The organism is Burkholderia sp. S171 (genome assembly GCF_009766085.1).
Lineage (GTDB): Bacteria > Pseudomonadota > Gammaproteobacteria > Burkholderiales > Burkholderiaceae > Caballeronia.
Map to the genome: position 1 here is coordinate 1,125 of NZ_LMUF01000059.1, position 12,655 is coordinate 13,779.

Here is a 12,655-nt window from a genome sequence, read left to right on the forward strand (position 1 = left end):
CCCGTTATCTGGCGTCTTGTGACCAACCGCGAAGCAGGTGATGCGCATGCCCTCATCGAACTCGTTGACTGGTACCGCGCGAGGTGGGAAATAGAAATGTTCTTCAACGTCCTGAAGAACGCCTGCGGGGTCGAGGCACTGCAACTCTCACAGATGGAGCGGGTGGAAAAGGCGCTCGTGCTGTACATGGTCGTGTCGTGGCGTATCGCGCGGCTCATGCGTGTGGGCAGAACTGTCCGGAGTTGGACGCGTCGCTGTTATTTGCGGCTGACGAGATACACGGCGCCCATGTGCTCTGTAAGAAAGCGCGTCCCAAAAAGCCGCCGACGCTCAACCAGATCATACGAATGGTCGGCTCACTGGGCGGATTTCTCGGGCGCAAGAGCGACGGCGAACCAGGCGCGAAGACCCTGTGGATTGGCATGCAGCGAGTCATGGATGCTGTGATCACCATCCAGATCTTGCGCGACGGCTATGACACTTCTGTATAACGAGATGGATTTAACCGGGCAACGATTTCCAAACTTACACCGACCCAAGCTTTCGGACCCGCTTTCCGATACTGACCCAGTGCTTTCTGCGCCACCAGAATCAATGCATCGGGTTCGGCTTTCGGGTATTCGATGTTTAGCGGGAACCCGAATGGCGACCGCTCCTCCCCGACCCAGCCAAAACCTGGTTGATCGAGTACGAACCGAGTATCAAGTTGCGCCTTGAACGCCGCTTCGCCTTCCTTGGCAGATGCTTCGCCGTACACGCGGGTGTCGGGCATCTCGCTAAAAGCAGTCCAATAGCCGCGTGTCTTGATCGCTTGCAGTGCATTGTCAAGCGTTTCTTCGTGTTTGGAAAAGAGATCATCTTTCATAGAGGAACCATCGCCTTATAGGAATTTGTTGCCTATCAATGTGCGCTCGCCGAAAATTCCGACGATTTGATCACTGGTTGGTAAATTGACACCTCCACACCTCGCCATCCTATATTTCTCTTTATTCGTGCGCGGGCAATCGCGCGCGTTTGATTTTGGCGCCGAACACGAGCTAGCAATATCCCAATGCTAGAGGTCAACGACGCCGCCCCTAGCTCTAGCAAAAGACTTCTAAGCGAAACCAATTGGCAAAAAACGCGCTTGTCGCGTGCTTTGCCATAGGCGCGATCCCCTCGTTAATCAGCTTACAAGGGGACGTCACCCGCAATTTTTTCGGTCTTTAAATTCAACGCGTCCCGCCAATCAACCCACGACACTTGAGATTGACTCCGCTACGTAGCGAACATTCTTTTCATTCAATCCCGCGATGCAAATACGCCCAGTCGCTACCGCATAAATTCCGTAGCCGTTGCGTAACGTTTCAACCTGACCCGCGTCGAGTCCCGTGTATGCAAACATGCCGCGCTGCCTGATAATGTGGTCGAAGTCGTGCTTCGTAGCACGCTCAAGTAATATCGCATGCAGCAGCAGCCGCATTTTTAGAATACGATCTCGCATGTTCTGGACTTCTCGCACCCATTTCTCCCGGAGCGAACCGTCGGCTAATATCGTGCTCACTAGCAACATCCCGTGCGCAGGTGGAGAAGAGTAGTTTCGGCGCACGGTCAACTTGAGCTGCCCAAGTACATTGCCGATGTTTGACGGGTCCGCAGAATGGATGACAAGCGCTCCGCTTCGTTCTCCGTACATTGAAAAATTCTTCGAGAACGAGCTACTAACAAGGAAATTCCTTCGCCGCCGAGAAAGCTCTCGAACCAGATACGCGTCGTCGTCTAGGCTGCTTCCGAAGCCTTGATAGGCCATATCAACGAATGGGATGAGGTCCAGCTCTTCAATCACCGCCAGAATAGATGTCCACTGCGCCGGCTCCAGGTCGACTCCCGTCGGATTGTGGCAACAGGCGTGAAGCACCACGACGTCCTTGGGCTTAAGCTTACGCAGGTCTGCGAGCATTCCATCCAGGTCAAGACCTTTTGTCGCGGAGTCGTAGTACCTATATTTGCGAACAGGAAATCCGGCGCCTTCGAAGATACCCACATGGTTATCCCATGTCGGATCGGAGACGTACACTGAGCTGCTCGGGAAATGGCTTCGCAGAAAATCTGCGCCCACTTTAAGTGCTCCGCTCCCTCCTACAGTTTGCACAATAGCCAGCGAATCTTTCATTGATTCAGCAGCTTTGCCAAAGATCAACCTTCCAACGAGTAGACAATACGCGGGGTCGCCTTCCATAGGCAGATAGGATGCAGGACGATTGCCATCGAAAACGAGCTTGGCGGCGTCTCGAACTGAAGAAAGGACTGGAATCTTTCCCTGGTCGTCATAATAGATTCCGGCGCCCAAATTGACTTTGTCAAATCGCGAATCCGCAGCATACTTCTCTATCAAACTTAAAATCGGATCGCCAGCGTACGGCTTAACGTGCGAGAACATCTCTATCTCCTGAAAGCCTGGTGTGAGCCGAGTGATATCGTAGTGGTACACGCAAATGTGTATTTTCAGTCTGAACGGTAAGTCACAGCAGACGATCCAGCCAGCCAAAATGGTCCGGAGCGCGGCCGTTCTGAATATCAAGAAGTGCCGTCTTCAGCTGCTCAGTTACGGGCCCGCCGTTTCCGTCCGCGATCTTGAAGTGATAGTTGGGCGCTTTCACCGTGCCTATCGACGCAACAACGGCTGCCGTGCCACACGCGAATGCCTCTACTAGGCGTCCGCTCTTCGCATCTAACTGCCACTGGTCGATCGAATAGGGTTCCTCTAACACGGTGATCCCAAGATGACGCGCAAGCGTTATCAACGAAGCCCGCGTGATCCCTGGAAGAATCGTGCCGGTCAAGGGTGGCGTCTGAATTGAACCGTCATCGAAGACGAAGAAGACATTCATGCCACCAAGCTCTTCGACCCAGCGCCGTTCCACGGCATCGAGGAAGATGGCCTGATCGCAGCCCTGGCGAATCGCTTCAGCCTGCGCAGCGAGACTTGCTGCATAGTTGCCGCCACATTTCGCGTCACCGGTCCCGCCAGGTGCGGCCCGGGTGTATTCTTCAGATACCCAGAGTGTCAATGCGGACGCGTCCCCCTTGAAGTAAGCGCTGACAGGCGTCGCCACTACGCAATAAAGATATTCGGGCGATGGCTTCATCCCCAGTACCGCCTCGGTCGCAATCATGAAAGGGCGGAGATAGAGCGCAGCCCCTTCTGTCGACGGGATCCAGTCCTTGTCAACACGTACCAGTTGGCGAACCGATTCGACGAACAGCCCCTCGGGCAACGGCGGCATCGCAAGCCGCTCGGCAGAATTGCGAAAACGTCGCGCGTTTGCGTCAGAGCGAAACAAGGTAGCACCGCCATCCGGCAAACGGTAAGCCTTCATCCCTTCAAAGATTTCTTGCGCATAGTGAAACACCAGGGTCGCCGGATCTAGGCTGAACGGACCGCGCGCCAAAATCTTCGCGTCATACCAACCACGTGCGTCCGAATACTGGATTGTGACCATATGGTCGGTAAACACGCGACCGAATCCGGGATTCTCGAGCATTTCAATGCGTTGATTTGCTTCAACCGGATTCGCATTGGGTTCAAACTGAAAAGACTTCACGCTTGCTATGCTCATTTACGTCTGCTCCTTCATTTGCAGCGGGAATCACCCGCACGACATTACAGTATCAACAGAGCTGGGATCGCCGGCACACACCAATGCTAGTTATCCAGACAACGGCGTCGGCGCTTGGCCTATCTTCCAACCAAAAACTAATCTTCAGACCGTGTTGCACCACGAAACTGCTAATCCACCTATGAACTGTCACATTCGCCCTTTACCCGATCGAGCGCCAAAGCAAGTCCTTGAAGAAAAACGCCGTTTTCTCGCTGGAGTCCGACCGAAACGCGCAGCCATTGAGGAAGACCGTAGTCCTCGACCGGACGGACAATGATGCCGTGCTCCAGTAGACGTCGAAGCACGATCGCCCCAGAAGTTATTGCATCGCCGACACGCACGAGGACAAAGTTGCCTTCCGACTTTAAATACCCAAGTCCAAGTGTCTCGAACGCCGAATACAGTTGACACCGACCTTCGTCGTTGGTTGTCAAGGTCACCCGTAAAAACTGCTCATCATGCAGTGCCGCGATCGCCGCCGCTTGCGCCATTCCACTTAAAGCGAACGGCTGCCGAACCTTATTTAACAAGCCGGTCACCTCCGGCTGCGCACAGCCGAAACCGACTCGAAGCGCAGCTAATCCGAACGCCTTAGAAAAAGTCCGACATACAAGCAAATGGGGAAATTTGACTAGCCAAGAGAGCGAGTCATATATCCTGTTCTCTGACAGATATTCGGTGTAGGCCTCATCCAACACAACCAAAACGCGCCGAGGAACATCGTTGATGAACGACTCGAGTTCCGCGCCATCAATGAAGGTTCCCGTAGGATTATTAGGGTTAGCGAGGAAAACCACCTTTGTATCACCCACAATTGCGCGGCGCATCGCTTCGAGATCGTGACCGTAGTTGAGAGCCGCAACTACGATGCCGCGTCCGCCGACCGCTTGTGTGGACTTCGCGTAGGTGGCAAACGAGAATTCGGAATGCACCGTACTCTGCCCTCGCTCGACAAATGCTCGGGTTGCGAGTTCCAAAATATGGTTGCTGCCGTTACCAAGTGTGATCCAATCCGTGGGTACTGAATAGCGTTCAGAGATTGCCCGCTTCAGCCGCAAGCCGCTTGCGTCGGGATATCTATTCAAATCGCCTAAATGGCCAAGCAATGCTGCGCCCACCGCCGCCGATGTACCTAACGGATTTTCATTCGACGCCAGCTTGACAATGTGGCCCTCGGGAATTCCACGCTCCAGCGCCACCTCCGATACCGACAAGCCTGCGACGTACGCGACGCTAGACCGAACGTATGGAGCGGCGCTATTGATGATGTCCATCTTTGTATGCCTTTGTAGCGTATTCAAGCTCACATCAGCGAGCTTACGTCTGGACCTCCCCTATTCTGACGCTCGTCAAGGGGCCCTCCTTGAGGGCTTGAGGTATGCATGCGTTATCCTCGCTCCCTACATGTCCTTCAACGTAGCGGGTCATTAACCGTTCTAAGACGGATTTTTTCTCGCTCCAACTCCTCGATGAGGAAGTTTTCGTTCGGGTGCGGTATGAACTGTTTGAGTAGATCAACGCTGACTGTTTCAAATAAACCCGCTCGGTTATAGGGCTCGTCGCGAACGAAAGCGTCTGCTGCACTTTCGCTTTCCACACCCAGCGTCAGGAACATCCCATTCGCGGTCCCGTCGCTATTAACGATTGCACCGGCAAGTGTAATCAGCACTTTATGGCGTAATATGTATTCGATATGTACGTCGCGCATGTCTAGGCGGCGCTCGGCGCCACCCGGCACATAACGGCAGGTGATTAAGTAGGGCATGTGATCTTTCTCGATCAATTGGTTAAAGGCACAAGCGCGCCCTTTCTAATCTGGTACACCGACACGGACCCGTTCTTATTGTCGCCGTTTGACGTAAAGCTGATCCGACCGGTAATCCCGTTGTATTGGGATGCAGCCAGTACAGGCGCGTATGCTTTCGGGTCGGTAGAATTAGCTCGTTGCATTGCGTCGACTAAGAGCATTGTCGCGTCGTACGAGTAAGGAGCAAAAACGACCACCTTGCCGAAGCTACGCTCAAATCTCTCCTCGAAAGCCTTGTATTGGGGCATTCGGTCGTGCGGTGCGCCTGCCTGCGTGCAATATTGCCCTTCGTCTGCTCCACCCGAAAGAGAGGTCCAATCGCCCGTGCAAACGCCATCACCCCCGACAAACGCTGCCTTGATTCCAAGCTCCGTCATGCGCTTGACCATAGGCCCCGCCTGTGCGTCAGCACCGCCATACACAATTACAGCAGGGCGCGCTGCCTTGAGCGAAGTCAGAATTGCTGAAAAATCGACGGCCTTGTCAGACGTGTACTCGCGCGCAACGGGTTTGATACCCTGCGCACGCAGATCCTTTTCAACCTCGTCGATTAAACCTTGGCCATAGGAAGAACGATCGTCAATCAGAGCGATGCCTCCTGTACCACCAAGTCGCCTAGCGAATGAAGCGATTGTCCCGCCCTGCTGGTTATCAGTTGCCATCAGCCGAAATGTAGTCTTGTAACCTTGGGTCGTAAGCGTTGGATTCGTCGCAACTGGCGCTACTTGCGGCACTCCGGCGTCTGCATATACCTTTGCCGCGACGATCGTTGGGCCTGAATTCAGGTGACCAACTACTCCCTTAACACCAGAATCCACAAGTCGTTGTGCTACTTGGATCGCAGTCTTTGGGTCACCCTGATCGTCCTCCGATACAAGCTCAAAAGTAATCGGTGATCCACCGATGACGATGTGCCGTTGATTTACCTCTGTTATGGCAAGTTTCGCTCCGGATTCCGCATCTTTGCCCAGATGAGCAATCGGGCCAGTAAGCGGTCCCGCGATTCCGATCTTTACGATCTCAGCAAACGCAGGACTACTAATAACACACAAAACTGCGACCGTGGCGATAAAACGCATGTTTTTCTGGCCCATCTATGTTTCCCCTTTTACCTTTTTTAGCAAAATTGATAGCGCTATCTATGCAGCTTGAACGACCCGTTGCTCCTGTGTGTTCAGGACAGCTTTTAATTGCTCTATTTTCGTGTAGTACGCCATAACGTTTCTATGTTTGATGTGACCATAACCACGAATCATCGAAGCCGCTTGGATCAACGGTAGTAAGTCATCCAAATTTTTTTCGGTCATTTTCAATAAGGCAAAATCGACCAGATTTATGTATTTTTCAACCAACGATCGCTCGAGTTTACGCTCAGCAGTCAAGCCGAAAACGTCGAACGGACCGCCTCTCAGGACGCGCCCTTTAGCCACCACGCGTAACAAAGGTTTTATCCACGGGCCGAATTCTCTTTTCATTGGCAAACCAGTAGAAGGGTGTTTTCGCGCAAGCAACGGCGGCGCTAGGTGAAAACTGACCTGAGCCTGCCCGGAAAATGTTTCGCCCAGCTCTTTTTGAAACGATGTTGATGTCAACAATCGCGCTACTTCATACTCGTCCTTGTAACTCATCAGCCGATGCAGATTAACCGCTACAGCGAGCGTGAACGGAGTGGACCGTTTTGTCGCAAATTGCTCTCGCTCTCGATTCAATACCCGCTGAATATAGTCTGAATACGAATCGGCGTAATGCTCGGACTGATATTCAGTTAGATGTTTGTGGCAGCGCGCGATGACTTGTTCGATCCGCTCTGGTACATGAAACTCAATCGTTTTTTGCGGAGCAGCGCTCACACCCGTACCAGTTACAGAGTTAGCTGCCGCCAGACGACCTGCTCCAAACGCCTCAATGTTCTTCGCTACCGCTACCCCATTAAGTTCAATCGCGCGCATCAAAGCATCCAGTGAGACCGGAATCTTCCCGCGCTGCCAGCAATAGCCAAGTAGAAAAATATTGCTACCGATACTGTCACCCTGAATTGCCGTCGTCGCTGCATGAGCATCGAGTATCTCGACGTGATCGCCCCCCGCAGCATCCGTGAGCTTCTCGGCAATCTGCTTCATCGGCACCGCTACATCGGCGTCACGCGTGAATTCAGCAAGCGGCGCAGCGTGGCTATTCAACACAACAGTGGTCTTATTGGTCGCAACCGTGCCTAACGCATCGGGCAAAATACTGACGACGCCGTCACAGGCAAGCAGCAAATCAGCTTGTTGCCACTCGATTCGAACTGGGTGCAATGAGCTCCCCGGACCGGCAATCCGCACATGGCTGAGCACAGACCCGCCCTTCTGGGCCAACGCAGTAAAATCAAGAAGGGAAATAGCCTTGCCTTCAAGGTGTGCTGCCATTGCAATCAGCGCACCGACTGTGATTACGCCAGTTCCGCCCACGCCCGCAACAAGAATATTCCACGGCGCTGAAAGCGCCGGCAGCAACGGTGCCGGCAACGCTTCAAGCGCTTGCTGGTTAAATGCTACGGTACTGGTGCCCTTTTTGAGCTCGCCGCCTCTTACCGACACGAAACTCGGACAAAAACCCTCTACACAGGAGTAGTCTTTGTTGCAGGACGACTGGTCGATCTGGCGCTTACGGCCAAACGATGTTTCACGCGGTACAACGGACAGACAATTCGACTGTACCCCGCAGTCTCCACATCCTTCACATACCTCATGGTTGATCATCAGTCGGCGCGCAGGGTCAGGATAGGTGCCACGCTTGCGACGGCGACGCTTTTCCGCGGCGCAAGTCTGGTCATAGATCAGTATCGTCGTGCCAGAAATCGTGCGCAAATCGCGCTGGACGACATCCAATTCGTTGCGGTGATGGATCGGAATACCTGCAGGCAGTTTTACAGCAGCGTAGTTCTCCGGGTAATCGGTGACGATGACGACGCGACGCGCGCCCTCAGCAACCATTTGGTAGGCGATCTGGGGAACCGAGAGCTGTCCGTCGACCGGCTGCCCACCCGTCATTGCAACGGCATCGTTAAACAGTATTTTGTAAGTGACGTTCGCGCCACCCGCGATAGACTGTCTGATGGCGAGATAGCCAGAATGGAAGTAAGTACCTTCCCCCATGTTTTGAAATACGTGAGGTTCATTGGTGAAGGGTGCCGTCCCAAGCCAATCGACACCTTCCCCGCCCATTTGTGTAAGGCCAGCGGTCTCTCGGTCCATCCATGAAGCCATATAATGGCATCCAACGCCGGCGAGCGCACGACTGCCTTCAGGCACCTTAGTTGAAGAACTATGGGGGCATCCGGAACAGAAATATGGCAGGCGCTTCACGCCGTCGGCGGCGTTCGACAGAGCGGGGTTCTTGGCGTATTTCCCGAGTTCTATCTCGCCGTCATGGCCGAGTTTCTCCCGGAGCCAGTTGATCAATGCGCCGGCGATCAACGCGGGTCGCAACTGACCAACCCATGGCATCATGAGCAAACCATTCGCATCGCGGCGCCCGACCACGCTGGGCCGGTCCTCCTGCGGCAAATTGAATAAAATATCCTTTACCTGCTGCTCGACAACGCTGACTTTTTCTTCAACGACTAAGATATGCCGTAATCCAGAAGTAAATGAAAGAAGTCGTTGCCGATCAAGCGGAAATGTTAGTCCAGGTTTGTAAATCCTGATCCCGGAAACTGCTTCCTTGCCCCACACCTGCTCTACGTGCGTCAGTACCTCCATTACGTCGTGGTGCGCCTTCCCAACTGTAATGATCCCGATATTGGCTTCGGGCGCCGGAGCGATCAGCTTGTCGATGCTATTTAGTTTCGCGAATGCAGACGCCGCGTCGAGGCGCGCTGCGAGACGGTGTTCGATCGCCACCGTCAAGAAATCACTTGTCTGGTAGTGGAGACTTTGAACAGTGCCCTCATTTGTGTCGGGATCAACGAAAACCGGCCACGGTTGCACATCGATCGAACGGGCACTTTCTACCGTCTCCGAGATCGCTTTGAATGCCACCCACAATCCCGAGCGACGCGATAACTCCCACCCCCAAAGTCCAAATTGTTCGTACTCTTCAACACTTGATGGGTTGATGATTGGAATGCCCCAACCCACTAACGAGTAATCGCTCGCGTTCGGTATGGATGAGGAAGTTGCTGCGTGATCGTCACCGACGACCATTAGAACGCCCCCATGCGGCGACACACCAGCAGCGTTGCCGTGCCGCAACGCATCTCCTGCTCGATCTACTCCTGGGCCTTTCCCGTACCACATCCCGAATACCGCCTCAACTTTACGGGAGTGATCACTCTCAACACGCTGGGTGCCCATCACGGCGGTTGCCGCCAAATCCTCATTGAGTGCAGGCAAGAACTTGACCTTGTGCTTTTCAAGGAGAACTTTCGAGCGCCACAGTTCAAAGTCGACCCCTGCGAGGGGCGACCCGCGGTATCCGCTCACAAACCCGGCAGTCTCAAGGCCCCGACTGTCATCAAAAAGTTGCTGCGAAATCAATAGGCGCACCAAAGCCTGTGTACCGGTCACAAAGACCCGACCGTCGCGTTTGGTCATATTGTCTGTGAGTCGGTAATCGCGATCGATGTTCTGCACATCAAGTCCCTGGCTACTCATTGTCTCCTCCGTGCTTCGCATCGAACTTCCAATATAAATAATAGTCTTTCTAGACGGTTAATTATTTGACGCAGTTTTAACACGCTTTTGCGGTCCGCATTTGGACACTGCGCTTGTGAGGGCATCTTTACCTTACTCGGTCAAACCCAATCCCATTTCGTACAACTAGATGACCACCATAGCAGGCGACGTTGCAGAGCCTCCGCTCGGTGTAGGAATCATTGGAACGAAACTGTCGGTCGCAATATTAGTTTTGCCGACCCCTAAAGTTACACACTCCTGCACGCATGCTTCGACAAATCCAGGCGCACCGCTTATAACTGCGCGGTAACCAGCGAGGGAGGAGTAATTTGATCGCAGCCACGACGGCGCCAACATCGCGCCCTCAGTGTAGCGACTTGGCTCGTCAGTTACGAGAACCTGGTATCTAAAGTTTTCGTACCACCGCTCCAGCAGTACAAGCCGCTCTAGCCCAAACACTTCACAGACTTCTCGCACGGACAGTAGCAGGAGCATTTGGTCATCCCCGCCTCGACTAAGGTGCTCCTCGAAGATCGAGAGGACCGGGGCCAGCCCCGTCCCACCTGCCAACCCGATCACCGGCCCTACACCGCCCGGAAGGCGACACTCCCCAAAAGGCCCGCGGATCTTAATGATGTCGCCCGCTTTCAATTCGTCGTGAATAAATCCACTAGCTCTTCCGCCAGGATGACGCGCCACAAACAATTCCAGCATCCGATCTGATTGGTTGTAGGGAGATGCAACGCTATACATCCGATTTGGATGAACTTCCGGTATAGCGACTTCCACGTAGCAGCCCGCTGGATACGAGGTCGGGGCGCCCGATGGCAGGGCCATCACAACCCTCTTTACCTTCGGGGTGAGGCTCACCACGCTTAGCACTTCGGCGTCAGCCTCGATTGCTTGTTCCCTATCTGTTGGAGTAGGGCTCACGGTCTCAAGACGCAGCGTGGGTGTCAACGCCCGCGACTGACAAAGCAGGCAATATCCCTGTGTGCGCTCCTCTTCGCTCAAAGCAAATCCAAGCGACCATCCATGGTCGACCGCGCCTTCTATGACCCGCGCCTTGCAGGTACCGCATGATGCGCCCCTGCATTGATGCGGAAGTGATATCCCTTTTGCCAGCGCGCCGTCAAGGATGATTTCGCTTTGGTCAATCGAGAACGTGGTTCCGGATCTGATCTCGGTGACTTCACAAGTTGCCATGCCTTTTGTCCTCTAATCGCTAACGGCGTCAAAGAGAGCGACGCCAGTCGGATACGCCACGTTACCATCGCAGCAATACTCATTACGCTATCTTAAAAAATATTAGACACACAGTTAGCGGCAAAATTAATATCCACGTGAATGATCACGGACCGGTGCAGTTGATCCGGTTGATGGGCTTTCTACCGATTGCCAGCGTCCTTCCGCACGCTCCAGGATCAAACACTGCTGCGTGCGTTAGAAAATCGGAATCACTTTTTCAGGATCGTACACAACCTCTTTGCCGCTAATGCCGACCTCCGGGAGTGCCGGAAACTCAATGCCATACGGGTCGAGATTTGCCTTCATGCGCAGCACTGCGGTTCGCCAGTTTTCCACCCGCTCGTCAAGTGTTAGCACTCCAAGGCCTGCCGACCGCGCGACCTCGTCAAGGTGACGCTGAGACGGAATAAATGTCGACGGTAGGTCCCAGAAGTGCGCTGGTGGTTCGTGCAAGATTCCAGACAAAAACACAAACCCGGCACGAAGCTGGATTGTGATCATCTCTTTATCTTCTTCCGAAAGATGGGGAAGCAGCTTTTGCAGAACGGTCAAGCAAATGCCAAGATGCCGTCCTTCGTCCTGCCCAATTCTGAGAAACGCCTCTTTGAAAACGGGAATCGTCGTATTCTTATACATCCCATGAAACAGCGTCGATGAAGCTACCTCGCCAAACAGGAAAGATGTGAACAGGATTGGCAACGGATACTTGTCGACAGCCTTGTTAAAACCTGTCCAGTAACGTGAACCGTTATAGTACAGCCACTCAATATTGTTCCGAGCAAGCTTTCCCAGTGCTGTTTCAGGTTCATAGCCTAGCGGTCCACCCGGCGTGAGTAATCGGATTGCTCGGCCGCAGACCTCTTCGTGATTCATTTCGTCGCGCACTACTGAGAAAAAACATTTCCGGATCGGGTCTTCCTGCTTACTCTCGTAGGTGTGGATCATAGCCCGAGCGAATACTGTCGGCCCCGATCCGTCGAATACTGACAACAAAGACCACCAATAGGCCATCGCATATCGCTGATCCAGCGAATATGAGTTTACGTCGAGCGTATCCCACGGCAAGGTATTGGGTGCCCATCCTGGATCCCTTGCGGAATCGTAAATATCGTAAAGCTTTGGCGTCTCGACGTTCCATTCAAGAGGAAAAATATTCTTCGGATCGATGGCCGGCGCGTCAGTTCGATCGAAAAGGAGTTTCTCTGGATCCGGCATTTCATTCAATCTGATCGGAGGTGCGGACGTTTGCTGAAGCAGCTCTTCGGTGTTCACTGTGGTCATTGATAGGCTCCGTGTGAGGG

Annotated in this window: 9 protein-coding genes and 1 pseudogene; 1 reads left to right on the forward strand and 9 read right to left on the reverse strand. The window is 53.5% G+C overall.

What is annotated here, in order from left to right:
• Positions 1-491, forward strand: a pseudogene (locus GSQ93_RS33030) (IS4 family transposase); the annotation flags it as partial.
• On the opposite strand, the gene GSQ93_RS33035 reads toward GSQ93_RS33030, so the two are convergent.
• From GSQ93_RS33035 to GSQ93_RS33075, 9 genes are all read right to left on the reverse strand, one after another.
• The gene (locus GSQ93_RS33035; protein WP_158940140.1) at positions 473-865 is read right to left on the reverse strand and encodes a hypothetical protein; all 393 of its coding nucleotides are present in this window, start codon (positions 863-865) and stop codon (positions 473-475) included. The pseudogene GSQ93_RS33030 and the gene GSQ93_RS33035 overlap by 19 nt on opposite strands.
• Before the next feature lie 363 nt (positions 866-1,228).
• The gene (locus GSQ93_RS33040; protein WP_158940141.1) at positions 1,229-2,419 is read right to left on the reverse strand and encodes an amino acid aminotransferase; all 1,191 of its coding nucleotides are present in this window, start codon (positions 2,417-2,419) and stop codon (positions 1,229-1,231) included.
• Positions 2,420-2,501: 82 nt separating this feature from the next.
• Positions 2,502-3,599: a branched-chain amino acid aminotransferase gene (locus tag GSQ93_RS33045; RefSeq protein WP_158940142.1), complete on the reverse strand. Its 1,098-nt coding sequence runs from the start codon at positions 3,597-3,599 to the stop codon at positions 2,502-2,504.
• A 179-nt stretch (positions 3,600-3,778) separates the two neighbouring features.
• Entirely contained in the window at positions 3,779-4,915 is a 1,137-nt protein-coding gene (gene hisC, locus GSQ93_RS33050) for a histidinol-phosphate transaminase (RefSeq protein ID WP_158940143.1), read from the reverse strand.
• Positions 4,916-5,052: 137 nt separating this feature from the next.
• Positions 5,053-5,406 (reverse strand): YciI family protein, encoded by a 354-nt coding sequence (locus tag GSQ93_RS33055; RefSeq protein WP_158940144.1) that lies wholly within the window; start codon positions 5,404-5,406, stop codon positions 5,053-5,055.
• Positions 5,407-5,420: 14 nt separating this feature from the next.
• Positions 5,421-6,527 carry a branched-chain amino acid ABC transporter substrate-binding protein gene (locus GSQ93_RS33060; RefSeq protein WP_254074194.1) on the reverse strand — a complete coding sequence of 369 codons (1,107 nt, stop codon included), beginning with the start codon at positions 6,525-6,527 and terminating at the stop codon, positions 5,421-5,423.
• 60 nt (positions 6,528-6,587) lie between these two features.
• Complete coding sequence (locus GSQ93_RS33065) at positions 6,588-10,085, reverse strand: indolepyruvate ferredoxin oxidoreductase family protein (RefSeq protein WP_158940146.1); 3,498 nt, start codon at positions 10,083-10,085, stop codon at positions 6,588-6,590.
• Positions 10,086-10,250: 165 nt separating this feature from the next.
• A complete protein-coding gene (locus tag GSQ93_RS33070; protein WP_158940147.1) occupies positions 10,251-11,312 on the reverse strand; it encodes a 2Fe-2S iron-sulfur cluster binding domain-containing protein in 1,062 nt (353 codons plus the stop codon).
• Between the two features lie 237 nt (positions 11,313-11,549).
• The gene (locus GSQ93_RS33075; protein WP_174254709.1) at positions 11,550-12,635 is read right to left on the reverse strand and encodes a hypothetical protein; all 1,086 of its coding nucleotides are present in this window, start codon (positions 12,633-12,635) and stop codon (positions 11,550-11,552) included.
• Between the last annotated feature and the right edge of the window lie 20 nt (positions 12,636-12,655).